General features: G+C 64.8%; 25 protein-coding genes. 4 read left to right on the forward strand and 21 right to left on the reverse strand.

The annotated features are described in order from the left end of the window. Positions 1–20: 20 nt before the first annotated feature. The 3 genes from H0523_RS11355 to H0523_RS11365 all read right to left on the reverse strand — a co-directional run bounded on the left by H0523_RS11355 (position 21) and on the right by H0523_RS11365 (position 1,859). On the reverse strand, positions 21–311 hold the full coding sequence (locus H0523_RS11355) for a helix-turn-helix transcriptional regulator (protein ID WP_016451569.1): 291 nt from the start codon (positions 309–311) through the stop codon (positions 21–23). A gap of 83 nt (positions 312–394) precedes the next feature. Next, complete coding sequence (locus H0523_RS11360; protein ID WP_012202391.1) at positions 395–1,168, reverse strand: DUF2285 domain-containing protein; 774 nt, start codon at positions 1,166–1,168, stop codon at positions 395–397. A gap of 343 nt (positions 1,169–1,511) precedes the next feature. Then, positions 1,512–1,859: a DUF2958 domain-containing protein gene (locus H0523_RS11365; protein WP_012202392.1), complete on the reverse strand. Its 348-nt coding sequence runs from the start codon at positions 1,857–1,859 to the stop codon at positions 1,512–1,514. 216 nt (positions 1,860–2,075) lie between these two features. On the opposite strand from H0523_RS11365, the gene H0523_RS11370 reads away from it, so the two are divergent. Beyond that, positions 2,076–2,369: a helix-turn-helix domain-containing protein gene (locus H0523_RS11370; protein ID WP_012202393.1), complete on the forward strand. Its 294-nt coding sequence runs from the start codon at positions 2,076–2,078 to the stop codon at positions 2,367–2,369. 364 nt (positions 2,370–2,733) lie between these two features. Here the strand turns inward: H0523_RS11370 and H0523_RS11375 are convergent, their stop codons facing one another. From H0523_RS11375 to cadR, 18 genes are all read right to left on the reverse strand, one after another. Then, the gene (locus H0523_RS11375; protein ID WP_016451571.1) at positions 2,734–3,048 is read right to left on the reverse strand and encodes a DUF736 domain-containing protein; all 315 of its coding nucleotides are present in this window, start codon (positions 3,046–3,048) and stop codon (positions 2,734–2,736) included. 790 nt (positions 3,049–3,838) lie between these two features. After that, positions 3,839–4,231 carry a YkvA family protein gene (locus H0523_RS11380; RefSeq protein WP_012202395.1) on the reverse strand — a complete coding sequence of 131 codons (393 nt, stop codon included), beginning with the start codon at positions 4,229–4,231 and terminating at the stop codon, positions 3,839–3,841. After that, positions 4,228–5,181 carry a CDF family Co(II)/Ni(II) efflux transporter DmeF gene (gene dmeF, locus H0523_RS11385; RefSeq protein WP_012202396.1) on the reverse strand — a complete coding sequence of 318 codons (954 nt, stop codon included), beginning with the start codon at positions 5,179–5,181 and terminating at the stop codon, positions 4,228–4,230. The genes H0523_RS11380 and dmeF overlap by 4 nt, the downstream gene beginning before the upstream one ends. Positions 5,182–5,227: 46 nt before the next feature. Continuing rightward, the gene (locus H0523_RS11390; RefSeq protein ID WP_012202397.1) at positions 5,228–5,500 is read right to left on the reverse strand and encodes a metal/formaldehyde-sensitive transcriptional repressor; all 273 of its coding nucleotides are present in this window, start codon (positions 5,498–5,500) and stop codon (positions 5,228–5,230) included. A 260-nt stretch (positions 5,501–5,760) separates the two neighbouring features. Then, a complete protein-coding gene (locus tag H0523_RS11395) occupies positions 5,761–5,970 on the reverse strand; it encodes a hypothetical protein (RefSeq protein WP_012202398.1) in 210 nt (69 codons plus the stop codon). Between the two features lie 63 nt (positions 5,971–6,033). Beyond that, the gene (locus tag H0523_RS11400) at positions 6,034–8,097 is read right to left on the reverse strand and encodes a ParB/RepB/Spo0J family partition protein (protein WP_012202399.1); all 2,064 of its coding nucleotides are present in this window, start codon (positions 8,095–8,097) and stop codon (positions 6,034–6,036) included. 64 nt (positions 8,098–8,161) lie between these two features. Beyond that, the gene (locus H0523_RS11405) at positions 8,162–8,986 is read right to left on the reverse strand and encodes a DUF932 domain-containing protein (protein WP_012202400.1); all 825 of its coding nucleotides are present in this window, start codon (positions 8,984–8,986) and stop codon (positions 8,162–8,164) included. Between the two features lie 710 nt (positions 8,987–9,696). Further along, positions 9,697–9,975, reverse strand: coding sequence for a hypothetical protein (locus H0523_RS11410; protein ID WP_012202401.1), 279 nt, complete (start codon positions 9,973–9,975; stop codon positions 9,697–9,699). Between the two features lie 65 nt (positions 9,976–10,040). Then, positions 10,041–10,391, reverse strand: coding sequence for a DUF2958 domain-containing protein (locus tag H0523_RS11415; protein WP_012202402.1), 351 nt, complete (start codon positions 10,389–10,391; stop codon positions 10,041–10,043). 465 nt (positions 10,392–10,856) lie between these two features. After that, a complete protein-coding gene (locus H0523_RS11420) occupies positions 10,857–11,294 on the reverse strand; it encodes a copper-binding protein (protein ID WP_012202403.1) in 438 nt (145 codons plus the stop codon). 107 nt (positions 11,295–11,401) lie between these two features. Next, positions 11,402–11,704, reverse strand: a complete 303-nt coding sequence (locus H0523_RS11425) for a hypothetical protein (protein ID WP_033945460.1) — start codon at positions 11,702–11,704, stop codon at positions 11,402–11,404. A gap of 52 nt (positions 11,705–11,756) precedes the next feature. Continuing rightward, on the reverse strand, positions 11,757–12,140 hold the full coding sequence (locus tag H0523_RS11430; RefSeq protein ID WP_059038862.1) for a hypothetical protein: 384 nt from the start codon (positions 12,138–12,140) through the stop codon (positions 11,757–11,759). After that, positions 12,127–15,297 carry an efflux RND transporter permease subunit gene (locus tag H0523_RS11435; protein WP_012202405.1) on the reverse strand — a complete coding sequence of 1,057 codons (3,171 nt, stop codon included), beginning with the start codon at positions 15,295–15,297 and terminating at the stop codon, positions 12,127–12,129. The genes H0523_RS11430 and H0523_RS11435 overlap by 14 nt, the downstream gene beginning before the upstream one ends. Beyond that, positions 15,294–16,931 carry an efflux RND transporter periplasmic adaptor subunit gene (locus tag H0523_RS11440; RefSeq protein WP_012202406.1) on the reverse strand — a complete coding sequence of 546 codons (1,638 nt, stop codon included), beginning with the start codon at positions 16,929–16,931 and terminating at the stop codon, positions 15,294–15,296. Before H0523_RS11440 ends, H0523_RS11435 begins: the two co-directional genes overlap by 4 nt. A 20-nt stretch (positions 16,932–16,951) precedes the next feature. Next, positions 16,952–18,265: a TolC family protein gene (locus tag H0523_RS11445; protein WP_012202407.1), complete on the reverse strand. Its 1,314-nt coding sequence runs from the start codon at positions 18,263–18,265 to the stop codon at positions 16,952–16,954. A 134-nt stretch (positions 18,266–18,399) separates the two neighbouring features. Next, positions 18,400–18,873 (reverse strand): hypothetical protein, encoded by a 474-nt coding sequence (locus tag H0523_RS11450; protein WP_012202408.1) that lies wholly within the window; start codon positions 18,871–18,873, stop codon positions 18,400–18,402. Then, positions 18,870–19,391 carry a MerR family transcriptional regulator gene (locus H0523_RS11455; protein ID WP_012202409.1) on the reverse strand — a complete coding sequence of 174 codons (522 nt, stop codon included), beginning with the start codon at positions 19,389–19,391 and terminating at the stop codon, positions 18,870–18,872. The genes H0523_RS11450 and H0523_RS11455 overlap by 4 nt, the downstream gene beginning before the upstream one ends. A 163-nt stretch (positions 19,392–19,554) precedes the next feature. Next, positions 19,555–19,962 carry a Cd(II)/Pb(II)-responsive transcriptional regulator gene (gene cadR / locus H0523_RS11460; protein WP_016451579.1) on the reverse strand — a complete coding sequence of 136 codons (408 nt, stop codon included), beginning with the start codon at positions 19,960–19,962 and terminating at the stop codon, positions 19,555–19,557. 265 nt (positions 19,963–20,227) lie between these two features. On the opposite strand from cadR, the gene H0523_RS11465 reads away from it, so the two are divergent. The 3 genes from H0523_RS11465 to H0523_RS11475 all read left to right on the forward strand — a co-directional run bounded on the left by H0523_RS11465 (position 20,228) and on the right by H0523_RS11475 (position 24,488). Next, a complete protein-coding gene (locus H0523_RS11465) occupies positions 20,228–23,101 on the forward strand; it encodes a heavy metal translocating P-type ATPase (RefSeq protein ID WP_175866204.1) in 2,874 nt (957 codons plus the stop codon). After that, on the forward strand, positions 23,091–23,597 hold the full coding sequence (lspA, locus tag H0523_RS11470; protein ID WP_016451581.1) for a signal peptidase II: 507 nt from the start codon (positions 23,091–23,093) through the stop codon (positions 23,595–23,597). Before H0523_RS11465 ends, lspA begins: the two co-directional genes overlap by 11 nt. A gap of 87 nt (positions 23,598–23,684) precedes the next feature. After that, positions 23,685–24,488, forward strand: a complete 804-nt coding sequence (locus H0523_RS11475) for an undecaprenyl-diphosphate phosphatase (protein WP_012202413.1) — start codon at positions 23,685–23,687, stop codon at positions 24,486–24,488. Positions 24,489–24,586: the final 98 nt, after the last annotated feature.

Here is a 24,586-nt window from a genome sequence, read left to right on the forward strand (position 1 = left end):
AGCCACCCGCGCGCCAGCGGTCAGCGCGCACGGCTGTCCGCCGAATGCTGCTCGGCGTACTCGGGATCGGATGTGCTCTCGAAGCTGCGCTCGGAAGCCCAGGCATCGAGATCGGCCACGGCGTACATGACGCGGCGGCCGAATTTGCGGAACTTGGGGCCGCCGCCCAGCACGCGCTGCTTTTCCAGCGTGCGCGGTGACAGTCGCAGGTAGTCGGCGGCTTCGTCGTTGGTGAGATAACGCTGCGGTTGCGCGACAGCGGCCGAGGTGGTTGCGGGAGCGGCGGCAGGCCGCAAGGGAGCAGGACGCATGGTGAGAACCTCCATCGGTTGCAGGGCTCCGGCCACACAGCGCAACCGGATGGAGGCAGTCTCAGAAAATGAAGCTCTCTTGCTCAGGGTCGTTTTGCGTGGCCTTCAAAACGACCCTTCTCAAGCGGCGCAAGCTGTGCTAGGCGGCGATAGCCGCCGCGCATCAGCGCATCGCCGCGCCGCGTCAGGCGGCGCACCTTGGAGCGCAGGCCGCCGTCGCTGTACCAACCGGCTGCGGCATCCACGCCGAACAAGCCTTCGGCCACATCGCGCAAGGACGCACCCGCCAGGGTTGCGTCGAGCGCCTGCAAGGTGTGCAGTTCCAGCAAGGCCGAATGCGATGGCCGGGGCCGAGCATTGGCCAGCGCCGCACCGGGCGCATGGCCGCGTGCAGGTGCGGCAGCACCGCCGTGATGGGCATAGGCGACAGCCATGCCGTCCTCCAGGCCGGGTGCCAGCGCGAAGCGCAGGCAATGGCCAGGGCTGCGCGCGATCAGCACCAGCCGCTTGCCATCGTGGATCAATTGCTTGTGACCAGGGATGCGCCAGAACGCGAAGGCGGTGGCATTCTGCGGTGGGTCGGCATCGGGGTAGAGCTGCACCACGCCGGCATGGCCGGGGAGCCAGGCCGGATGCGCGTCGCGCGCATCCAAGGCTGGGTCTTCCAGCAGGCGTAAGCCCCAGCGATGCGCCGCGTGCTGTGCCGCCTGCGGCCGGCGATGACGGTGCAGCCAGTCGAGCCGGTAGTCGGGATGGCGCCGCAGGTACTCACAGGCCAGTGCGAGTGCATCGAGCCGCAGAACGTAGAGGTAGGCGGCGGTGGGATACCAGTGCGGGAAATGGTGAGGGCTGACCATGACGAAAGCTCCTGTCGAACAGCAGGAACGTCGCCACGGGCCGATCAAAACGAAGCTATCGCATCCAGATCAAAACCATCATCTGCATCAATTCAAGCATGTAACATGCGGTGTCAAGACTGATTGGCTCCGGTGTATTGCGAATCCCGTCCGAATGCGACGACCGCCCGACCCGACAACGTCATGCGGCACAAAACACCGTGCCCGTACCCGCATAAAAGATCGTGACTGATTGGGTCACACCAGCACGGGTTGAATGCAAGAGTGCGGATTCAGACCGGACAGGTCTGGAATAAGACTGAAATAGTCCCAATACGCCCCGCTTGGCCGCAGTGCGAACGGTTCAATCGAGGATGGAACCATTCTCCTGGGCCAGCCGCAGATATTCCGACAGCGGGCGTGCCGCCTGAAAATACCGATCCCGCATCACGGGCTGCTTGCGTGGCCCGACGATGGATTCCAGATCGGACAGCTTCACGGTGCCCAGCTCGGGCATTCCCAGCCCCAGGTCGATCAGGCCAAAGGCCGTATCGCCATCGGCCGGATCGAGCGCGGCCAGCAGCCAAGTGAGATGCGCGTCCGGCGTGAACAACCGCACCACGGGCAACGGGTCGATGGAGCCGCCAGCGGCGCGATTCTGGCCGTGGGCCAGCAACTGCCTGCGCTCGTCCTCGGTGATGAGTCGGTTCATGGGCAGCCCTTTCTTGGAACAAATCCACCGAAGCGTGAAAGCGTAAAGCCGTATCGGCGGATTTGAGGAAATGCACGGATTCGGTTTTGTGCTTCCGTGAAAAACCGCAAATGCGTATTTCTGTAAAGACGTAGAAGCACGAAAAAGGATTGATTCGGAATGAATGAGTTAAAGATAACGTGGTTTTAATTGTGCTGCGAATTGACGCTTCTGTCTATGCAGAAGCGAACCGTCCAGCGCGGCCGACCGGCCGGCTCCACCACCCATGACGCCGAGCTGGCCCACGCCTTCGGCGCGGCGGTGCGTGCTCTGCGGATGGAGCGCGGCATCGCGCAGGAATCGCTGGCACACCAGGCCGGCATCGAGCGTTCCCACATGGGGAAGATCGAGCGCGGCGAGCACATGCCCACGCTGGCGATCATTTTCAAGATCGCTGGCGCGCTCGAATGCAGCACGGCAGTGCTAATGAGCGAGGCTGAAAGCCAGCTCGCAGCGGCGGCCCCGCCGTAGGCGCTGGCCCGGCCGATCCGGCGCAAGCCGGTTCGGCGGTGTTCAAGGGGCGCCAAGTGCAGCGCGGCGGGGATGGGCCTTGCGCCGATCCCCTGGAGCAAGCGACGCGCGCAGCGCCGCAGGCGCGAAGGCGTGAGGGATTGGCGCCGAATGGCCGTGACGACAAAGACGGCACGGGGCGCAGCCAGCTAAGCCCGGCGGTGCAAGGCACCGACACGCCCGGCCGTTCTTGCAGCCGCAGACTCGCCCCATGCCTCAACAGAAGCGGCCCAACATGGGCCACGCTCCTGCAATGACCAGGCTTCCATGCAGCTCTGCGAAAGCGGCACGGCGCCCCGCCGCGTGGGCGGGGCGCTGGCGGCCATCAGGCCGCCTGGGGCTTGCTGCGCGACCAGATCAGCGTGTGCGTGCCGTCCTCTTCCTCGATCAGCCGGGCATAGACCGTTGCTGGGAACGAAGGATCGTCGAGGGTCACGGACACGTAGGGCCGTTCGGCCTTGCTGACTTTCTTCCACGCCGCGCCGATGTCGAAGCCCGCCGCCTGCACGCGGAAGTCGGGGGCGTGTTCGTTGTCCCCCTTGTCGTTGGGAACCAGCTTGGCCTTGACGTTGAGGGTCAGGGTGCGCAGCGTGCCGGTGAAGCCGTCTTTGTCCGCGGTGAAGGTGCCGATGGTTGCCATGATGAATCTCCTTACGATTGAACAAGGTTCGCGCCCATCGCGTCCTTGTTGTGATCCGACCGGCGGGAGACGGGCTGGCTGCACCGCTTGCGGTCGCAACGCAGTGGAGAACCGGGAGGCGAAAAGAATTTGTCCCGCGAGGAATGCGCGCAGCGCAGGGGGAAATTGTTTTCGCCGGACGGTTGCAGCCATAAAGCCCGAGGCGCAGCCGTGCCACCGCCAGGATTCACAACAAGACAAGGACGCCTTGGGCCGAACCGCTTCGAAAGGAGACAGGGCTGACTCGGCATCCCCGCACGAACGCTGCACTGGCTCGCTCCCAGACGCGGGCCAGGTCAACACCCCAATGACGGGCGAGAACGCCCCGGTCACACCTTGCGGCGCCAGTCTTGAGGCGTGGCATGGAAGCTCCATAGCGATGCCGGGCGGGATGCCCGTGAACCGTCCTTCGTAACGTGATGGGCAGGAACCGTCAGCGTCGGGGACGGCACGCATCCGTACAACCTGCCGCAGCAAGCTCCAGCGTATTCGCCAGTTCCCCGCCCATCGCGGCGGGGGCGCCGGCTTGGCCGATCCGGCGTTGCCGGTTCGGCGGTATTCGACGGGCGTCAAGCACCGCGCGGCAGGGATGAGCCTTGCGCCGATCCTCAGGAGGCAAGCGCAGGCGCGAAGGCGTGAGGGATTGAAGCCGAATGGCCGTAATTCGGCACGAAGCACGGGACGCAGCTCGAAAGCCCGGCGGCGCTTCGCGCCGACACGCCCATGCCATTCAATATGCCCTCAGGAAAAACTAAAGATGCGGCATGAGCCAGAACCACAATGCCACCCCCATCACCAGCCACAGCGCCACGATCATCACTGCCCCGAACCGGCTCCGCGGCTTGGCGCCTTCCGCCAGCATCCATTCATCGGCCTGAATACGGCATTGCGCCAGCACATCGGATGGCAGCAGCTTCACAGTCAACCAGATCAGCACGGGCAACAAGATCACATCGTCCACATAACCCAGCACCGGAATGAAGTCTGGAATCAGGTCAATGGGACTGAGCGCATAGGCCACCACGAACAGCCCCAGCGCCTTGGCATACCAAGGCGTGCCGGGATGCTTGCCGGCAAACCACAGCGTCACGCCATCACGCTTGATCCGCCTGGCCCAAGCCTTCAAGGTGACGCCGATGCTCATGCGGCCCCGCGCTGCACTTCGATCGTGACATGCGACAGTTCGTGAATATGCGCGAGCAGTGCCTTGTAGTGCGCGGGCTCCTGGGGCTCCCGAGCCACCAGTGAGACGATGGCCGCGAAATGCCCTGGCCCCACCTGCCAGACATGCAGATCTGTAACCTCGCTTCCCGTCGGCTCCACGGCCTCCCGAATCTCCTGCCGCACTTCCTCGCCCTCGACTGCCGCATCGAGCAACACGCTGCCGGAGTCCCGGATCAGCCCCCATGACCAGCGGGCAATCACCAGCGCGCCCACCACACCCATGACCGGATCAGCCCACAGCCAGCCGTAGCTGCGGCCGAGCAGCAGCGCGACGATGGCGAATACGGATGTCAGCGCATCGGCCAACACATGGATGTACGCGGCGCGCAGATTGTTGTCGCGGCTCTTGCCTGGCACATGATGGTCGTGATCGTGGTGGTGATGTCCATGATTGTGACCGTGATGCGCATGGTCGTCCTTCAGCAGCCAAGCGCAGACCAGGTTGACGCCCAGGCCCACGACAGCCACGGCGATCGCCTGGTTAAAGTCGATATGGATGGGTTGGGTGAGCCGTACCAGACTTTCCCAAGCGATCAGCAGGGCAATCAAGGCCAGGACGATCGCGCTGGCGAAGCCGGCCAGATCGCCGAGCTTGCCCGTGCCGAAGGTAAAGCGCGGATTGCCCACATGCTGGCGCGCAAAGCGGTAGGCCAGCGCGGTAATCAGCATCGCGCCCGCATGGGTGGACATATGCCATCCATCGGCCACCAGCGCCATGGAGCCGTAGATCGAACCGGCCACGATTTCCACCAGCATCATGCTGGCCGTGAGAGCGATCACCAGCCACACCTTGCGCTCATTGCGCTGGTGGTCGCTGCCGAGAAAGAAATGGTCGTGGCCTGAGGCCGAGGGGGTATAGGTCATTGTCATCGGGGAGTCCCTGTCATCTGGAAAAGGTCGCCGGCGGGCGGCGGGTTTATTTCATGTAGGCTCGGATGACCTCGACCATTTCCTCGCCGCCCTGGCGGCGCTCCTTGTCCGTTTCAACTTCCAGGACGTGCTCGCGCAAATGGTCTTCCATCACCTCGGCGGTCAGGCCATTGACCGCGCCGCGCACTGACGCGATCTGGCGTAGCACTTCCACGCACGCCGCGTCTGATTCCAAAGCGCGCTCGATGCCTTCCAACTGCCCTTTGATGCGGCGAACACGGGCGACCAGCTTGTCTTTCTGGCGAGAGGTATGGGACATGACAGCCGACAATTAATATAGTCTAGGGGGCTATATTATAACAACAGCAAAGACGGCATGAGGCGCAGCCGGAAAACCCGACAGCGCGTTGCCGGGCGTGACGCCCGGCAATTTCAACGCCGCCGCCTGAGTGCCAGCGAAGGCGGCGGCGTTCTGATGGAGCTGTTGGGCCTTCAACACCGGGCGCGGCCACCGCCGCGCCCGGATTGGGCTTTTACCGCGCCCAGGACGGAACGGCCTGGGCGCGGTGCTGATCGCGGTTATTCCTTCGTTTTGATGAGCCACCACACGGCGCGCGGCAAGGCGCGTCCCGTGATGGGGTGAATGTCGGCGAGGTCGGCGCGCGTCGTCCAGCCCGAGGGCGGGAGGTAGCCGCACACGTCGCCATCGCCGCGCCAGCGGCGGGCGCGCACCGTGCCGGGCGCGTAGATCGCCGCCATGCGCGGGCGGCTGGTCGTGGTGCGGGTCATGGGGCGGTTCTCCTTCCAGCGAAGCGCCCCGGTCAAGGCCGGGGCGATTGCCATTGGCGCGGGTCAAGCAGCCAGCGCCTCGGCGGGTTCATCCGCCATTACCTCGGCATCCTCCGGGGCGTCCTGTTCCGGGCCTTCCTCCTGCGCAGCTCCCTGCGAGCCTATGGCCTTGAAGATGGCGGGCATCCAGCCCGTACCATCGGCCAGTCGTTCGGCTTCGCTGGCAATGTCGGCTTTCTTCAGCTTTGCCAACCGGGTGACGTGCTCGGGCGCGTACTCGCCCACGGCTCGCAGAATCACGGCCTTTGGAACATGCCGGAAATACCCCTCGGCAGTCGGCTGCCACCACGCGGCCATGTCCAGCCCCACGGCCTGCGCTAGTTCCGCGCCCGGCTGCTGCACCGTGGCACGCGGCGTCACCACGTCCACCGTCGAAGCCACGCACACGGCCAGCAGCTTGACCAGTTCGCCTTGCTCCATCGCCAGCAGCGCAGCGAACAGTTCGGCGCTGTCCTCGGGCAGCTTCTCGCCCCATGCCTGCTGCGCCTCGTGCAGAGCCACAGCAGCAGGCGATTCCGGCCAGTCCGGGGCCATGCCTTCCAGCCTGTCCTGCACCGTGAGGCGAACCCCCAGCGGCAGATCGTGGCCGTAGTGACTGCCCTGCAAGATGGTTTGCACCATGCCATGCACCAGCGCCGCCAGCGCCACCTGCGGATGCCGGGCGACTTCGGTTTGCAGCGCGGCGGTGCGGTGGGCGCTCAAGCGTTGGGCCAGCCGGTCGGACATGGCTGCGGCCTTGGGTGCTTCGTCGGCATCTTCGCCGTCGTCGTCGCCTTCGATTTCCGCGCCGCTAAAACCTTGGCGCAGCTTCTCCAGCGTGCGCAGCGCCTTGGCCTCGGCTTCGCGCAGCAACCCGCGATGAATGACGGCTTCGCCGTTGCGGTCGATGGTGACGATGGCACCGGCTGCGGCCTTCACGCTCGCGGCATAGTCCAGCAAGCCATCCTCCAATGCCTGCAACTGCTCGCCCAGGCGCTCGCCTTCTTCCTGCAAGGCTTCGGCCTTGTCCTCGTCGTCGGCGTCCATCGCGGCATCAATGGCTTCGGCCACTTCCTGCATCTTGGCCTGCAACTTCTCGATGCGCTGTGCGTCGCGCTTGCCCGGTGCGCGGCGCTCCCTCGGCGCACGCTGAAAGGCGTGCAGGTCGGCATGGGTCACGCCCGGCGTGGCATCCACCCATGCCCAGCCCTCGGTGCGGATTGTGTCGGCAATGCTCGCCAGCTTCTGGCGCACCAGCGTTTCCAGCAGAGCGGCATCGTTGAGGTACACGCCCGCATCGCCTTCCGCGAACAGGTCGCGGCGGATGCCTCCGCCTGCCTGCTCGTAGGTGTCCAACCCGACAAAGCGCACCAGCGGATGCGATGCCCCAATCTCGCGCTCGGTCAGCCGCTCGCGCAAGTTGGACGGGTTGCGCTGCCACTGTGGCGCATCATAGAACGCGGCCTCCTGCGCGGCGTGGTCGTCGGTGATGGACAGCGCCATCAACTGATCCAGCGTCACGGCATCGGCGCGATAGTCGGCCATCAGGCGGGGCGAGACATTCGCCAGCTTCAAGCGGCGCTGCACCACCAGCGGCGTGACGGAGAAATCCGCCGCAATGTCCTCGATGGGCCGGCCCTCGGCCACCAATGCCGCAAACGCTTCAAACTGATCTGCGGGGTGCATGGCTTCGCGCTGCACGTTTTCGGTGAGGCTGGCCGTGCGGGCCGTGCCATCGGCCACCTGCAGGCAAGGCACCTCCCAATCCTTGGCGATGCGGTGTTTCTTCGCCAGCAGCTTGAGGGCTGCAAGGCGTCGGCCACCGGCCACCACCTCGTAATGCTCGCCATCAGCGGCGGGAATCACGATCAGGTTTTGCAGCAGGCCAACGCCCTGGATGCTCGCGGCCAGTTCGGGGATGGACATGCGCGGGGTCTTGCGCACATTGCGGCCCGTGGGGCGCAGCACCAGCCGCGACAGCGGAACCAGAATCATGTGCTTGCTCGGGTCGGCGGCTTGCAGCACGTTCGCTGCGCTGCTGGCTGCGGTGTGGACGGCGCGGGCTTCGGTAGTGGTAACGGCGTTCATGGTGAATCTCCAATAAGTGAAACAAGGAAATGGAGGGGAACCGCCCCTCCGGCGGGGGAACGGTTCAAGCCTTGAGCTGGCGCATACCATCGGCCAGCAGCCACAGGGCACGGTTCAGCCGAATGTCGGAATCAATGCCCTGCACGGGGCGGGTCTGCTGCCTGCGTCCGTTGGTGCTGCGCCCGGACAGGCCGCCTTTGGTGAGGTTTTCTTGAGTGCGGTTGAACACGCTCCACAAGTCCGGGCGGCGGTCGTCGAAGCGGCGCGGCATCAGAATTTGCGATTCGGTGACAGGCGCTGGCTTGTCCGGGTCGTCGTACTTCAACGCCAGCGCAGCACGGGCGAACACCTCCGATTCGCCATCGTCCAAGGTGATGCCGCGCATCAGGTCGCGCGATTCCTTCACCCGCTCGAAGCCGCTCAACACCTCATAAGCGCCTTCGATGACGTGCCCGGCCACGTTGCCTTTGTGGGGTACGCGCACATCGGCCACGGTGTCACCGCACACCAGCCCATTGCTGCACACGAAGCGGAACATTCCGGCCAGCATCTGGTAGCTGCTCGTGCCGTCATGGGAGTTCAGCAGCACGATTTCGTTAGCTTCCGCGCCGTTGATCTGGCTGGCATGGCGCAGGCGCAGCATGTGTTTCGTGTGCTCGCGCTTGCCTTCATCGCGCACGCGGGTCTGCGTCACCATGAAGGGTTGAAACCCCTCTTTGCGCAGTTCGGTCAGCACGGCGGCGGTGGGGATATAGGCGTACCGCTCGGAACGGCTCTCATGCGGTGCATCCGCGAAGATGGACGGGGCCACCCTGCGAATCTGGTCATCGGACAGCGGGTAGCCGCTGCGCAGCGCCGGGGAGTGGGAAGCGAAACGGGTTGCAAGCATGTCGTTCTCCTGAACAAAAAGGCTGTTGAAGAAAACCGCACACCGGATTCCTAGATTCGGAGCCCAGCCTTTCGGCTGTTCGGTGCGGTCGGCACGAGGAACCCGGTTGGCCCTGTTGCCACCGTCCTTCCTGAGTTCATCGCCCGCGACGGTCAGGAGCGCGCGGACGGGGGCCGTCAAGGAGACAAGCGCAGGGTTGGTGCGGCCCGCAGGCGCAGCCGAGGACACGGCCCTGCGCGCCTTGACGGCACACAGCCGCGGGCTACAGTCGCGGTGAAGGTGATGAAGTCAGGGAAGACGGCTGGACATGGCAACGGCCGTCCCTACACACCGACCGCACGGCAAGCGAAGCGCGCAGGCCCGAAGCTGGAAGCCGGGCCGGAGGCGTCAGCCGAGCGGAGCGAGGGAACGATGGAAGCCCGAAGGGGCGAGACGCCGCAGGCGGCTCGATGCGCCACGCGCACGACAGCGCGACCGGCTATCTCCCAGGTGGCCGGGGACGCCCAGCCTTCAAAGTGGAATGAACAACTGGATCAGGATGAGCAAACGCGAGGCATCGTCGATCTGCGGCTGATGTTGTCTGGCCGATCCGGCGCAGCCGGTTCGGCGGTCTTTGAGGGGTGCCAAGCATCGCGCGGCGGGGATAGCCCGCAGGGCTTTCCCCTGGAGGCAAGCGAAGCGCGCAGCGCCCCGTCAGGGGCGCGTAGGCATCATGCCGAGTCGTCAGGACGCAGGCTGGATTCCGCAACCGGCATCCACGGCGATGACGAGTCCAGCAGGTATCGCGCACCGCGCGCGTACAGACCCGACAGCCCGGTGGGCTGGTAGAACCCGGTGACGCGGCGCCGGAACTGTGCGCCGTACTCGTTGGTGTAGATCACCGCGTCGCCGATCTTGAAGCGCAAGGGCTGGCCGTTCTCCGGCGCGAACGGCTTGAGCGCATCGTGCTGCGCCGTGATTTCGATGATGTAGTCGTGATGGCTGCTCATGGCATTGATCTCCTTCGATGGTCGAGAAAGCACAAGGAGCGCCTTGCGGCGCTCCCAAGGCCAGGTCAGACAGCGATCCGCCCGGCCAAGCGCGCATCGCGCGCATAGGCGCTCAACCGCTTCTCGGCGCGGAAAGACAGGTCACGCTCGATCGGCAACCCCAGCCGCCCGCGCACCGCTGCCAGCTCGCCCAGGCTGACCCAGCCGATTTCCGGCATCCCCAGGCCCAGGTCGCAAAGACCAAAGACGTGGTCGTGGTCGTCGGGATCAATCTCGGTCAGCAGCCAGGTCGCGCCCGCATCGGGCGTGAACAGCTTGACTACGGGCGCCGGATCGAAGTCCGGGTTCTCCAAGGATGCGCGGCCGTTGGCCAGCAGCAGCGCACGCTGCTCGTCGGTGATGAATGCGTAGTTCATGCTGAACTCCTGAAAGGATGCCGGGCGGAATTGCCCAGCCCCTGCGGGTCACGGCGCAGCGCAAGCCGTCAAGGGGCACGACGGCCGCAGGCCGCAAGCGCCCATGGCGCGCCGCCCTTTACGGCGCGAACGCCGTGGCACCATGGGGAGACAGCAAGCCGCCACACCCCACCATCCAGCTACACCCGGTCTTGGCAAGCGCAGCGCGCAGGCCCTGGTCAGCAAGTTGGGCCGGAGGTGTCAGCGATGAGAGCCCGCATGGGGCGAAACCCGCAGGGGTTCAATGCGCAGCACGACAGCGTGGCCGGCCATGCTCCAGTGGCCGGGATCGCCCTGCATCTGCGGTGAAACAGAAAAACGCCTTGGGTGACGATGCTGATCACCTTGATCAATTTGCAGGAAGGATGCGACTACGAAACGCGTGCGCGTTCACCGTAGTCGCAGGCTCACATCGTCTGCGGCGCGTTATTTGACCGAGGTCACGACGTAGCCGTCACCCTCTTTCTTGAACCCGACGTGGACTTTCGCGCCCACGGCGAGTTTGTCGTACAGGGCCTTGTCCTTGACGCCAAACGCCATGGTCATCGCGGGCCACCCCAGGCTCTTGACGGGGCCATGCGCAAGGGTGACCTTGCCCTGGACCGCGTCAAATTCCTTCACCACGGCATCGGCCTCATGGGCCGCGGACTTGGCGGTGCCTTTGGCGTCCATGCCTTTCATCATGTCCTGGCACTTCTTGGCATCCATGTCCTTCATGTCCATGCCCTTCATTCCCTTCATATCCATGCAGTTCTGCATGCCCTTGCCCTCCATCTTCATGCCGCCCATGTCACCGGATTGAGCGAAGGTGATGGCGGAGAAAGACAAGGCTGCGATCAGCGTTGCGGTTGAGACGAGTTTCATGATGAGTTTCCTTTTCTGAGCTTTAAAAATGGGCCGGCCTTCTGGCAGGCCCCGGATGGAACGCGGTCACTTGGGATGGCCCGCGTTGGAGAGTCATGCGCTGGCGCTCACGACTCGGGATTCGCGCATGCCTTGACCTGGGCTTCGTAGCGTGCCTTTCGCATCCGGTTTTCTCCGGGCGTCGTTTGAGCACGCGGCCCATGATCCAGCGGCAGCACCAATGGGGCAGGCAGACATTTCACCCGCTGGCCGGAGGCGCTGTCGACTCTGGTGGTGACCGCTTGCGCAGCCCCGGCCGCTTGCCGGGCGGCACGTGCTTTCTCGATGGCCTGGAAGTCGGGGCCGGCCAGCGCGGGCAGAGAGACACCCAGCGTCAGGGCAGCAATGAGGGGGAGATACGATGTTTTCATGATGGTTTCCTCAGGTTGGCTGGATTCAAAAGTTCGAGAGGGCCTCATCGGATCAATCCAGCCACCGGCAGAACGCAACGCGCACAGGCCATCGCAGCCGTGCGTCTCCAGCATCGAAGAACCAGGTTGGAATCGGCGCCGCCGTCGCGTGCGCGAGCCAGGCCGCCGGCGCTTGTTCTCGCGCTTCGCCCTCGCCGGTGAAGGCATGGGCAACAGGAGCCGGTGCGATGACACAAGCCGCGCAGGTCTGACAATCGCCGGCGCTGCTGGACAGCGGGCGCGAGACCGCCGCCGTCATCACCGGGCCGGCATGCTGAATCTCCGCGACGGAAACGGCAGCATGCGCCACCGTGCCCAGCAGCAGTGACAGGCACAGGCAAAGCGCCGCCGCACCCCACGCGCGGTAGCCACCGGAGGAGCATTCAAGCGGCCGCACGATGACGCCTCCAGAACATCCACGGCGATGCCTTACGTTCGCGCGACCGGCGCATCAACAGGTAGGCCGCGGGAATGACGAACATCGAGAGCAACGGCGCCGTGACCATCCCGCCCACCATCGGCGCGGCGATGCGTTGCATCACCTCCGAGCCTGTTCCCGTGCCCCACATGATCGGCAGCAGGCCGGCCAGGATGACGGCCACCGTCATCGCCTTGGGGCGCACGCGCAGCACGGCGCCTTCGCGAATGGCATCCAGCAGATCGGCCTCGCTGGTCTTACCCTGGTCGGCACGCTCTTGCCAGGCGTTCTTGAGGTACAGCAGCATGATCACGCCGAATTCGGCGGACACGCCGGCCAGCGCGATGAAGCCCACGGCGCCCGCGATCGACAGGTTGTAGCCCAGCAGATACAGCAGCCAGATGCCGCCCACCAGAGCGAACGGCAGCGCCGCCATGATCAGCAGCGCCTCACCGAACGCGCCGAAGGTCAGGTACAGCAGCACGAAGATGATGAGCAGCGTGAATGGCACCACCACCTTGAGCTTGGCGGTGGCGCGCTCCAGGAACTCGAACTGGCCCGACCAGGAGATCGAGTAGCCCGGCGGCAGCTTCACTTGCTTTTCGACGGCCTGCTGCATGTCCTGCACGGCGGAGCGCAGATCCCGATCCCGGATATCGACATACACCCAGCCCGACAGGCGCGCGTTCTCGCTGCGCAGCATCGGCGGCCCGTCGGCGACGCGGATGTCGGCCACATCGGAGAGCACCAGCCGCTGGCCGCTTCCTGTCAGCACGGGCAGGACGCGCAGCTTTTCCAGCGAATCGCGCATCTCGCGCGGATAGCGCAGGTTGATCGGGAAGCGCTGCAGGCCTTCCACCGTCTCGCCGATGTTCTCGCCGCCCACGGCGGATGAAACCACCGACTGCACGTCGGCGATGTTCAACCCATAGCGCGCCGCGTCGTCGCGCCGGATGTTCACATCCACATAGCGTCCGCCGGTGAGCCGCTCGGCCAGGGCGCTGCTCACGCCCGGCACGTCCTTGAGCGTGCGCTCGATCTCGCCAGTGAGGCGGTCGATGGTCGCCAGGTCCGTGCCCGCCACCTTGACACCCACCGGACTCTTGATGCCCGTGGCCAGCATGTCGATGCGATTGCGGATCGGCGGCACCCAGATGTTGGACAGGCCCGGCACCTTGACGATGCGGTCGAGTTCCTCAACCAGCTTGTCGGTCGTCATGCCGGCGCGCCACTGGTCGCGCGGCTTGAATTGGATCGTCGTCTCGAACATCTCCAGCGGCGCGGGGTCGGTCGCGCTCTCTGCGCGGCCCGCCTTGCCGTAGACGCTCGCGACCTCCGGCACCGTCTTGATCAGGCGATCGGTCTGCTGCAGCAACTCGGCCGCTTTCCCTGCCGACAGTCCTGGCAGTGCCGAAGGCATGTACAGCAGGTCGCCTTCGTCCAGCCGCGGCATGAACTCGCCGCCGATGTGCCGCAGCGGCCACAAGCTGGTAGCCAGCACCACGAGCGCCACCACGAGCGTGAGCTTCGGGGCGCGCAACACCCTGTCGAGCAGCGGCCGGTAGACCGCGATCAGCAGGCGATTGAGCGGATTGTTCTTCTCGTCGGGGATGCGGCCACGGACCAGGTAGCCCATGAGCACCGGGATCAGGGTCACCGACAGGCCTGCCGCAGCCGCCATGGCGTAGGTCTTGGTGAACGCCAGCGGGGAGAACAGGCGTCCTTCCTGCGCTTCCAGTGTGAACACAGGCACGAAGGACAGCGTGATGATCAGCAGCGAGAAAAACAGCGCCGGCCCCACCTCCGCCGCCGATTCGCCGATGACGTGCCATCGGGCCGTCCCTTCAAGCGTCTCGCCAGGGTGTTCATGGCCCCAATGCTCCAGATGCTTATGGGCGTTCTCGATCATCACCACCGCCGCGTCGACCATCGCACCGATGGCGATCGCGATGCCCCCCAGCGACATGATGTTGGCGTTGACGCCCTGGTAGTGCATCACGATGAACGCCGCCAGGATGCCCAGGGGCAGCGAGATGATGGCGACCAGCGCCGAGCGCAGGTGGAACAGGAAGAGGAAGCAGACCACCGCAACGACGATGAATTCCTCAATCAGCTTGTGCGTGAGGTTCTCCACTGCGCGTTCGATCAGCCCCGAGCGGTCGTAGACCGGCACGATCTCCACACCTCGCGGCAGGCTGGACGCCAGGCCCTGGAGCTTGCCCTTGACCGCAGCAATGGTCTGCAGCGCGTTCTTTCCCGAGCGCATCACGATCACGCCGCCGACGGCCTCTCCCTCGCCGTTGAGTTCGCCGATGCCGCGCCGCATTTCCGGACCGATCTGCACCCGCGCTACGTCGCCCAGACGCACCGACACGCCGGCGGCTGTCGTCATGAGCGGCACCTTCCTAAAATCTTCCAGGCTCCCCAGGTAGCCCGAGGCGCGCACCATGTACTCGGCCTCGCCGAGTTCGAGCACCGAGCCGCCCGTCTCCTGGTTCGCGCGCTGGATCGCCTCCACGACCTTGGTGTGCGGGATGCCGTAGGCCGCAAGCTTGTCCGGATCGAGCACGATCTGGTACTGGCGCACCATGCCGCCCACGGAAGCGACCTCGGCCACGTCGGGCACGGTCTTCAGCTCGTACTTGAGAAACCAGTCCTGCAGCGCGCGCAGTTGCGAGATGTCCATCTTGCCGCTGCGGTCGATCAACGCATACTCGTAGATCCAACCGACGCCGGTCGCGTCTGGACCCAATGAGGCTTTGGCCTGGGCGGGCAATCTCGACTGCACCTGGTTCAGGTATTCGAGCACCCGGGAGCGCGCCCAGTATGGGTCGGTTCCGTCCTCGAACAGCACGTAGACAAAGGAGTCGCCAAAGAACGAGTAGCCGCGCACCGCCTTGGCCCCCGGCACCGAAAGCATCGTCGTGGTCAGCGGGTACGTGACCTGGTTCTCGACGATGCGCGGCGCCTGACCCGGATAGGTGGTGCGGATGATGACCTGCACGTCCGACAGGTCGGGCAGCGCATCCAGCGGTGTGCGTTGCACCGCATAGATGCCCCAGGCGCTGAGCGCCACGGTGGCCAGCAGCACGAGGAAGCGGTTGGCGATGGACCAGCGGATCAGCTTGGCGATCATGGCTTGCCTCCGGCCGCCATCGGCGTGACGCGAGTGAGTTGCGGCAGGTCGTCCGCGCCCATGAAGAACTCGAAGCTCACGCGGTCGCCGACCTGCACCTTGGGTGCCGAGCCGTCAGGCGGCAGCTTGAAATCCATCGTCATCGGGCCCCATTTCAGCGTGGGGATCGCACCGTGCGACAGGGTCAGCGCGTCCTTGCCGATGCCGACGACCTTGGCCTCACCGGAATGCCGCGGCGCGCTGGCGGCCATCGGGACCGGCGGTGAAGCTGCTGCCACCGCCGACGGCGCGCTGTTCAGGCGGGCTTCGACGCCCTTGAGGCTGGCCTCCGAATCGATCAGGAATTGCGACGACACGACCACGCGCTGGCCGGCCGAGAGGCCGTGCTTGATCTCGGTCTGGCCACCGCTCTCGATACCGGCATCGACTTCGGCGGGACGGAAGCGCCCGTTGTCTTCGGCCACGATCACGACCGTGCGTTTGCCGGTCTGGATCACCGCCTCGGTAGGCACGAGCAGCGTCTTGTCGGGGCGCATGTCCACGAAGTTCATCGTCACGAACATGCCCGGCACCAGCCGGCCGCCCGGGTTGGCAAGCTCCATGCGCGCCTTCAGCGTGCGCGTGCTCGGGTTCACCTCGGGCAGGATCGCCTGCACCTTGCCATCGAAGCTGCTGCCGGGCGCGGCCGGGCTTCTGGCCTGCACCTTGGCGCCCGGTCGCAGCAGCGCGGCCTGGCTCTCCGGCACCTCGGCGTTGGCCCATACGGTGGAAAGGCTGTTGATGCGGAACAGCGTCGCACCCGGCGCCACCGTCATGCCTTCGCGCGCCAGCACTTCGACCGCCACTCCGCCGAGGGGCGCGCTCAGCGTGATGCGCGGCTGGGTCTGGCCGCTGCGCTCGACCAGCGCGATCTGGGCATCGTCCATGCCAACCTGACGCATGCGCTGGCGCGCACCGTCCACGAGTCCACCCAGGTCCGTGCCTTTCATGCGCCGTACCGACAGGAACTCTTCCTGCGCAGCAATCCAGTCCGGGACATAAAGGCTGACCAAGGGCTGCCCTTTGGCAACCGGGTCCAGCGTGGCGCGCACGTGCAGGCGCTCGACATAGCCGGTGGCACGCGCCTGCACGATCGCCTGGTCGCGCTCGTTGAAAGCGATGCTGCCAACAGCGGACAGCTGCGGCGACAGCGTGCCTTCGGTCACTTCAGCGGTTCGCACGCCGAGGTTCTGCTGGATGCGCGAGCTGACGGTGACCTTGCCCTGGTCCGCATCGCCGTCGGCGTAGACCGGCGACATCATCATGTCCATGAAGGGTGACTTGCCCGGCTTGTCGAACTTGTTCGCCGGTACCATGGGATCGTTGTAGTACAGGATCTTCTTGCCATTGGCGGGATCGACGTCGCCGGCCTTGAGGCCGGCCGCGATATGCCGCCGCGTGGCGTCCTCGCCCGACTCATTGGCAGGCGCAGCAACAGCGGGAGTCGCCGCTTGCGGCGATGCCATGCCACTGGGATTCGAAGGCGTGGCCGGCATGTCGGCTCCGTGGCGCATGCCGAGGGTGTAGAGGCCGTAGCCGGCGGCGCCCAGCACGCCGGCGGCGACGAGGGCCATCACGAGGTTTTTGGTTTTCATGGGAGGTCTCTCGGTTGTGCTCAGGGGCGGGGTGCGGCCGTGTCGTGACCAGCCGGCACCAGGTAGTTCAGTTGTGCCCACAGGCGCGCCGCGCCCATTTCCAGGCGCAAGCGTTCGACGCGCGTGTCAATCTCGGCGCGGCGTGCCTCTAGCACCGCGGTCAAGGTGCCCGCGTTGCCGCGGTAGGCGGCGATCGAGGCGCGCGTGCGCTCGGTGGCCAGTGGCAGCAGCGAGCTGTCGTAGCGCGCCAGGCGCTCTCGGTCGCTGCGCCATTCCTGCAGCATCGCCAGTGCCTCGGCCACATGGGCGCGCGTGGCTTCCTCGCGCTCGGCGCGCTTTTGCTCGACACTGGCGAGCTTGGCGGCCAGCTCGCGGTCCTGGCGGTTTTTCTGGTCCCACTGCAGCGGGATCGAAACATTGAGCGAGACCATGTTCGAGTAGGCCGGGCCGCGCTGGCTGTACATCAGCTCGACGCTCACATCGGTCTTCTTGTTGGCTTGCGCGATGTCGGCTTCGGCCTGCGCGACCTCTTCCTGCTTTTGCATCACGGCGATTTCAGGGTGGTGGGCCAACTGGGCTTCCAAATCCTGCGGGCTCAGGCGAACCATATCCAATGCCGGAACCGAGCCCAGGGGATCGCTTGCGACGGAGCCAATCCAGCGCGCCAGTTGCGTGCGGGCCGTGGCGACCTGGCGCTCGGCCTGCTCGATGCGGTCGTCGATCTGGGCGACCGCCGAACGGGCGGCGAACACATCGGCTTGCGTGCCGCGCCCGCCCCGGTAGGCGGCATCAGCGGCGTCGATCTGCAGGCGCGCTTCGTCGCGCTGGGTCACCAGCATGTCGCGCACACGCTCCTGGAAGAGACGGTCCAGCCAGGCCAAGGCGGTGTCGCGCTGCAGGTTGGCGAGCGCCAGGCTGCGCCCGGCCTCGGCGACTTCGGCCTCGCGCTCGTAGCGCCCGGCACGGGCCTTGAGTTTGTCTTCGCGTGTGAACTCCTGCATCACGCCGATGGAGCGCATGGTCATGAAGTCGCGCGTCGGGCTGAACCGATCCGCGCCGTTGACGGGCAGGTTGTTGATGCCGAGCTTGAGGGTGGGGTCTGGCCGCTGTCCGGCGGCGACCGCCATGTCCCGTGCGGCCGATGCCGTCGCATCCTGGGCCACGAGCGCGCGAGAACGGGTTTGTGCCAGGCGCAGCGCCTGATCCAGCGTCAGGCCGTCGGCGGCATGGGCTGCACCGGCGCCCATGGCGAATGCCGCAACGATGCCGGCAGCAAGCCTGCGCCATGGCACAGCGCCGCCCGGCGTGCGGAAAGAAAAAGAGTCGATGAACATGGGATCTCCAGTTGACGAATGCCATCAGGTCGAATGGAGCTTGGCGGGGGCGAGCGGAAACTCGCGGACACGCGCAAGCGCGACCGATCGGTCTGGTTCAGCCGGCTCAGGCCGGCCGCACCAGCGTCAGGAGATCAAATGCGAAAACAGCAGTGCAGGATGGCGTGCGGCGGAGACGCCGCGACGCGCCGGAATATCACGTCGGCCGAAGGCCAGCCATGCCCGAGAGGCTCGGGTTGCACCGGAAGGGTGTAGAGGGTCGTCAGCAGCGCCGCGGGTACGGTCGGGGCCGACGCATGGTCGGCGCTTTGCTGGCCGAAACGGCAGTGCTCTACGCACAAGTTGGCGGCGTTGTCGTCGATTTGGTCGCAGCTCGCCATGGCGGCCATGTCTGACGTTGCGACCATGTCGGGCGACACGGCCATCGCAGCACCGGCCTCATCACCGGGCATCGCCGCGGCCGACGCATTCAGGGCCATCGTCGGAAGCGACTGCGGCATGCCCGACAGTGCGGGGCAGGCGTAGGCAGCGATGGCCAACTGGCCGAAGACCAGCACACCGAGCATCAGCCGGCAGACGAATCGCCTGAACATGCGCGTCATCGTCATGCGGCCACCCCATCAGTGCGGTGATAGGCTTCAGCGCCCGGCCGCACGGATCTGCGTCGGCCGGCAACGCTTGCCTGCGCAACGAGGCTCGGATCGGCGATGGCCGGATCTAAGTCCTGCTCCCCGGTCAGCGCGGCGATGATCGAACAGGCCGAACCTTCTGGCGCTTTGGCGCAGCAATCGGCCAGATTTTCCAGCGCCGAGGCCATCGACTGCAGGTCGGCCACGCGCTCCCGGATCTCCGCGATGCGTTCGCGGGTGATTTCCCGCACGCGCAGCCGATCACGCTTGGTACTCAAGGACATCAGTTCGGCGATGTCCTCCAGCGAGTACCCCAATGCCTGAGCCCGCTTGATGAAGCGCAGACGACGGACATCGTCCTCCGAATACTGCCGGAAGCCGCCGTCCACGCGATCCGGCGCAGCCAGCAATCCACCGCGCTGGTAATAGCGCACCGCCTCCACGCCAACGCCTGCCGCGTCGGCGAGTTTGCGTATGGTGAATGCATGGGTCGGCATGGGGAAAAGAATGGCTCAGGCGATCGAACGACGAAAAGACTCTATGTCTGTTGTTTGGTACGTAGTTTAGGCGGTCTTGCCGGCGCATGTCAACACAGCCTTCGCCTGCTGCCAGTGCTTGCGCACAGGCGTCTTGCCCTGCGCCATCGATAGATCTGTTTGACTACGCTTCCCGCTGCGCTGCAGAGACCAGCTCGCCAAGGATGCCGCACTCTTTCGCTTGATGTCCTGCGGAGCAGCGGGCGCGCAGCGTCGTCAGTTGCCTTTCCAGTGCTTTCAAGCTGGTCAGGCGGGCACGCACCCTCGCAATCTGCTCGTCGACCAGCCGGTTGATGTCCGCGCAATCCTCATCCGGACGGGATGTGAAGTTCAGGAGCCGCCTGACATCGGCCAGAGGAATGTCCAAGGCCCGGCAGTGGCGGACAAAGGACAGTCCATCGATGTGTTCCGTCCCGTATACCCGGTATCCATTGGTCTGCCGAGCTGGCGGCGGCAACACCCCCGTCCTCTCGTAGAACCGGATCGTGTCGGTGTCCACGCCGGTGGCGTGGCTCAACTCGCCAATTTTCATCGCAGAACACTCACATGTTGTCAGGACATGCATCGTAGCCGCTTGACCTTGGAGCTACTCCAAGGTGTGAAATAGCCCTTGTAAATGAAAGCACAAGGGGAACGGCACCTGTCGCAACGCTGTCGGCGTCTGCGCTTTGGCTCTCCTGCGCGGAGACTGGCAAAGCTGGCCCGTCTCACCACCTGACTCTTGAAGAAGAACGGATCGATCCATGAAAGCAGACACCGAAACCTCCTGCACCACGGCGTGCTGTTCAGCGAGCGCCATGAGCGCAGCGGCGACCGTTGAGCCACTCGTGACCCACTTCGGGATAGCCAACATGGATTGCCCCAGCGAGGAGGCTCAGATTCGCAAGCGCTTGGCGCAGGTCGATGGCGTCCGGGATATGGCTTTCGACTTGACCCGTCGCCGCCTTGAGGTCACACGCGAACCAGCTGGACAGAACGCCATCCTGCGCGCGCTGCACGACATCGGCATGCGGGCGGTCGTGGAACCCGCGCCGCAGCAGGTCATCTACTTCATCAAGGAGATGGACTGTCCCAGCGAAGAGCGCCAGTTGCGCTCGATGCTGGAGCCACTGGCGGGCGTGCAGGCGGTGGACTTCGATCTGAAGGCCCACACGCTGACGGTGACCCATTCGCTGACCGATACAGCCCCGATTGCCAGGACCATCGAAGGCCTGGGAATGAAGCCGGTGGAAAAGACGGCGGGCAGCATGCCAATCGCTGTCGAAGCCCTCATCCCCAGCACGGCGGCGTCGCAAACCCCGGCACCGGCGACAGGGAACGGTACACGCTTCCTTATTCCGAACATGGATTGCCCTACCGAAGAGGCAACGATCCGCAAGCGCCTTGGTGCGGTCGATGGCATCGAACGGCTGGATTTCGACCTGATGGGGCGACGGCTCGATGTCCAGCACCGTCTGCCCGACCCCGCGCCGATCCTCAAGGCCCTGAACGATGTAGGCATGAAGGCCAGCATTGAGCACGCTGACGACACCGGGCCGCAGGGCCAGGCCGTGTACCTGATCGAAAAAATGGACTGCCCGACCGAGGAGGGCCTGCTGCGCAAGGCGCTCGAAGGCATGCCTGGGGTGAAGGCCCTGGATTTCAACCTGATGGGCCGCACGCTGACCGTGAGCCACGAGCTTGTCGATCTGGCTCCGGTGACCAGCGCGATCGAGCGGCTCGGCATGGCTCCAGTGCTCCAAAGCGCCTCCGACCCGGCGCCATCCGCTCCCCGTGAGTTCGGCACCGGCATCTCGCGCGGGCAATGGATTCGGATGGCGGTCTCCGGCGTGCTGGCGCTCGGCGCGGAGGCCATGGTCTTCGCGGGTGCTCCCGAGGCCTCCTGGCCCATCATTCTTGCTTGCCTCGCGGCCATCGGCCTGGGTGGGGTCGAGACCCTCAAGAAGGGCTGGATCGCGCTGAAGACGCGTTCGCTGAACATGAACCTGTTGATGACGGTCGCCGTCATCGGCGCGGCGCTGATCGGCCAGTGGCCCGAGGCGGCGGTGGTCATCTGGCTCTTCGGCATCGCCGAGATGATCGAGGCCTTGAGCCTGGATCGGGCCCGCAATGCCATCCGCAAGCTGATGGACCTGGCGCCAGAGAACGCATTGGTGCGCCAGCCCGACGGTCAATGGCGCGAGGTCAAGGCGGATACCGTGCCACTCGGAAGTGTTGTGCGGGTGCGTCCGGGCGAACGCATCGCACTGGATGGCGAAGTCGTCGCGGGACAGTCGTCGGTGAACCAGGCGCCGATCACCGGCGAAAGCATGCCGGTGGAGAAGACCGCCGGTGCCACGGTCTTCGCCGGCACCATCAACGAGCGCGGCACGCTGGAGTTCCGCGTTACCTCGCGCAAGGGCGAAACCACCCTCGACCGCATTGCACGATCGGTCCAGGAAGCGCAGGGACAACGCGCGCCCACGCAACGCTTCGTGGACAAGTTCGCCGGCATCTATACACCCGCGGTGTTTGCGCTTGCCCTTGCCGTGGCGGTCATTCCTCCGCTCGCTTTCGGGCAGCCCTGGTTCGAATGGGTCTACAAGGCGCTGGTGATGCTGGTCATTGCCTGCCCCTGCGCATTGGTGATCTCCACGCCGGTTACCGTGGTCAGCGGCCTGGCAGCTGCCGCACGCCGAGGCATCCTGGTCAAGGGCGGTCTTTACCTCGAACAAGGGCGGCACCTGAAATCGGTGGCCCTGGACAAGACCGGGACCCTGACCCATGGGCGCCCCGCACTGACCGATGTCATATCGCTGCGCGGCCTGCCGAAGGAAGAAGTTCTGCGCATTGCAGCGAGCATCGATGCTCTGTCGGAGCATCCTGTGGCCACCGCCATCGTGGCGGGCTACAACCAACCGCATGCCCAGGTGGACAAGTTCGAGGCGATCCCTGGACGCGGCGTCAAAGGCAACGTCGATGGAGATGTCTATTACGTCGGCAACCACCGGCTGATCAAAGAGCTGGGACTTTCAACACTTGAGGTCGAGACTCAGCTCGATGCGTTGGAGTACCAGGCCAAGACCGTTGTGCTCCTCGCCACGGACCAGCAAGTACTCGCCCTGCTGGCCGTGGCCGACACAGTGCGCGACACCAGCCGGCAAGCGATCGCCGAACTCAAGTCGCTGGGAATCGAACCAGTCATGTTGACTGGCGATAACGCGAAAACCGCGCAAGCCGTGGCTGCCCAGGTCGGCATCACCAGCGCCAAGGGCGAGTTGCTGCCGCAGGACAAGCTGCAGGCAATCGAAGAACTGCTCTCACGCGGGCCAGTCGGCATGGTGGGCGACGGCGTCAACGACGCACCGGCATTGGCCAAGTCGAGCATAGGCTTCGCAATGGGCGCAGCTGGCACCGACACGGCAATCGAAACGGCCGACGTCGCATTGATGCAGGACAACCTGCGCAAGCTTCCAGAGTTCATCCGGCTGTCACAGCGCGTAGCCGGCATCCTGACGGCCAACATCGTCTTTGCGCTTGGAACAAAGGCGGTGTTCATGGCCTTGGCCTTTACTGGACATGCAAGTCTGTGGCTGGCGATTCTGGCCGACATGGGTGCCAGTCTGGCGGTCGTTTTCAATGGGATGCGCTTGCTGCGGTCGTCTGAGGACATCAAGCCACATGGCCATTGATAGGGCTGTCTTGCGGATGTACCTGTTGGCCGTGACGGTGCTTGCCGCCGACGTAGCGACCAAGGCGGCCATCGTCGCGTGGATTCCCTTGTATGGCTCCCATGAAATCACGCCATGGTTCAACATCGGGCATTGGCTGAATCCAGGCGCGGCCTTCAGCTTCTTGGCGCAGGCGGGTGGGTGGCAACGCGGCTTTTTTATTGTTATTGGCGTCGCTGCTTCTGCCTTTCTCACCTGGCTCATTGCCCGCGAGAAGACTGCAACACCTGAGGCCGTGGGCTATGCAGCAATTCTCGGCGGCGCGCTCGGCAATGTTCTTGATCGAGTGCGGCATGGGGCCGTGGTGGACTGGCTCGATTTTCATTGGGGCGATTGGCACTGGCCTGCGTTCAATGCAGCCGACGTTGGCATCACCCTGGGAGCGGGGCTTCTGCTGATCGCCGCGTTTCGCGGCCGCGGCCGAAACGGCGCAGATTCCCATTCGCCAGCACGATGATCCAGATTTTCATTGACACATGCGGAGCCGTGAGCACGGCTTCGGAGAAACCGATGTCCCACTCGGCGCTACCACTGCCGCCTGCAAATGCACGCTGAACTCGTTCTCAAGACGCTAATGATGGGCGTCGTCGAAGGCATCACGGAATTCTTGCCAGTCTCCTCGACGGGGCATTTGATCCTAGCGGGCAATGCGCTCTCATTCCTTGCGAAAGAGAAGCGCGACGTCTTTGAAGTGTTCATCCAGTTCGGCGCGATGCTCGCGGTCATCTGGGAATATAGGGCTCGTCTGGCAAGCGTTGTTGTCTCAGCGCATGCCGACCAAGGCTCCCGCCGGTTTTTAGTGAACCTTGCCATTGCATTTATGCCCGCGGCAGTGCTCGGACTGCTGATTGGATCTCATGTGCAGAGGCTGCTTTTCAGTCCGGGGCCGGTGGCCGTCGCACTCGTTGTCGGTGGCATCGCGATCCTGTGGGCTGAGCGACGCCCCGTGCAAGTGAAGGCTGAGCGTGCCGAACAGATCAGCCGAATCGACGCACTGAAGATTGGTTTCGTGCAGTGCCTTGCGCTCTGGCCGGGTACTTCGCGCTCAGGCGCGACGATTATCGGCGGGCTATGGTTCGGGGCTTCGCGGCAGGCTGCGACGGAGTTTTCGTTTTTCCTCGGCATTCCAATCTTGGGGGCCGCCTCGGTATACAACCTCTTCAAGCACTGGGGCGCATTGTCGAGCGACGACATCGGCGTTTTTGCAATGGGTTTCATTGCTTCTTTCGCATTTGCGCTGCTTGCGATACGCCTTCTGATGCGTTATTTGACCGGACATGGATTTGGAGTTTTTGCGTGGTATCGCATTGCACTGGGAACGCTAATCTTGGTAGCGGTCGCCACGTAACCTTTCACTGGCGATGACGACGACCCATGTGGACGCTGTTGAAGGCCTTCTGCACAACAGGCCGTGGCGCAGGGCCATACGTGCAGCGAAAGGTGCGC

The organism is Achromobacter insuavis (genome assembly GCF_902859645.1).
In the GTDB taxonomy this organism is placed as follows: domain Bacteria; phylum Pseudomonadota; class Gammaproteobacteria; order Burkholderiales; family Burkholderiaceae_B; genus Achromobacter; species Achromobacter insuavis.

Excerpts from the sequence above, each read along its gene's own strand:
- H0523_RS11420 (WP_012202403.1), bottom strand. The coding sequence starts at position 11,294 with ATGAAACTCGTCTCAACCGCAACGCTGATCGCAGCCTTGTCTTTCTCC.
- H0523_RS11355 (WP_016451569.1), bottom strand. The coding sequence starts at position 311 with ATGCGTCCTGCTCCCTTGCGGCCTGCCGCCGCTCCCGCAACCACCTCG.
- H0523_RS11400 (WP_012202399.1), bottom strand. The coding sequence starts at position 8,097 with ATGAACGCCGTTACCACTACCGAAGCCCGCGCCGTCCACACCGCAGCC.
- H0523_RS11435 (WP_012202405.1), bottom strand. The coding sequence starts at position 15,297 with ATGATCGCCAAGCTGATCCGCTGGTCCATCGCCAACCGCTTCCTCGTG.
- H0523_RS11380 (WP_012202395.1), bottom strand. The coding sequence starts at position 4,231 with ATGAGCATCGGCGTCACCTTGAAGGCTTGGGCCAGGCGGATCAAGCGT.
- H0523_RS11475 (WP_012202413.1), top strand. The coding sequence starts at position 23,685 with ATGCACGCTGAACTCGTTCTCAAGACGCTAATGATGGGCGTCGTCGAA.
- H0523_RS11425 (WP_033945460.1), bottom strand. The coding sequence starts at position 11,704 with ATGAAAACATCGTATCTCCCCCTCATTGCTGCCCTGACGCTGGGTGTC.
- H0523_RS11410 (WP_012202401.1), bottom strand. The coding sequence starts at position 9,975 with ATGAGCAGCCATCACGACTACATCATCGAAATCACGGCGCAGCACGAT.
- H0523_RS11450 (WP_012202408.1), bottom strand. The coding sequence starts at position 18,873 with ATGACGATGACGCGCATGTTCAGGCGATTCGTCTGCCGGCTGATGCTC.
- H0523_RS11395 (WP_012202398.1), bottom strand. The coding sequence starts at position 5,970 with ATGACCCGCACCACGACCAGCCGCCCGCGCATGGCGGCGATCTACGCG.
- H0523_RS11375 (WP_016451571.1), bottom strand. The coding sequence starts at position 3,048 with ATGGCAACCATCGGCACCTTCACCGCGGACAAAGACGGCTTCACCGGC.
- H0523_RS11360 (WP_012202391.1), bottom strand. The coding sequence starts at position 1,168 with ATGGTCAGCCCTCACCATTTCCCGCACTGGTATCCCACCGCCGCCTAC.
- dmeF (WP_012202396.1), bottom strand. The coding sequence starts at position 5,181 with ATGACAATGACCTATACCCCCTCGGCCTCAGGCCACGACCATTTCTTT.
- lspA (WP_016451581.1), top strand. The coding sequence starts at position 23,091 with ATGGCCATTGATAGGGCTGTCTTGCGGATGTACCTGTTGGCCGTGACG.
- H0523_RS11390 (WP_012202397.1), bottom strand. The coding sequence starts at position 5,500 with ATGTCCCATACCTCTCGCCAGAAAGACAAGCTGGTCGCCCGTGTTCGC.
- H0523_RS11440 (WP_012202406.1), bottom strand. The coding sequence starts at position 16,931 with ATGAAAACCAAAAACCTCGTGATGGCCCTCGTCGCCGCCGGCGTGCTG.
- H0523_RS11370 (WP_012202393.1), top strand. The coding sequence starts at position 2,076 with ATGCAGAAGCGAACCGTCCAGCGCGGCCGACCGGCCGGCTCCACCACC.
- H0523_RS11465 (WP_175866204.1), top strand. The coding sequence starts at position 20,228 with ATGAGCGCAGCGGCGACCGTTGAGCCACTCGTGACCCACTTCGGGATA.
- cadR (WP_016451579.1), bottom strand. The coding sequence starts at position 19,962 with ATGAAAATTGGCGAGTTGAGCCACGCCACCGGCGTGGACACCGACACG.
- H0523_RS11405 (WP_012202400.1), bottom strand. The coding sequence starts at position 8,986 with ATGCTTGCAACCCGTTTCGCTTCCCACTCCCCGGCGCTGCGCAGCGGC.
- H0523_RS11445 (WP_012202407.1), bottom strand. The coding sequence starts at position 18,265 with ATGTTCATCGACTCTTTTTCTTTCCGCACGCCGGGCGGCGCTGTGCCA.
- H0523_RS11365 (WP_012202392.1), bottom strand. The coding sequence starts at position 1,859 with ATGAACCGACTCATCACCGAGGACGAGCGCAGGCAGTTGCTGGCCCAC.
- H0523_RS11415 (WP_012202402.1), bottom strand. The coding sequence starts at position 10,391 with ATGAACTACGCATTCATCACCGACGAGCAGCGTGCGCTGCTGCTGGCC.
- H0523_RS11455 (WP_012202409.1), bottom strand. The coding sequence starts at position 19,391 with ATGCCGACCCATGCATTCACCATACGCAAACTCGCCGACGCGGCAGGC.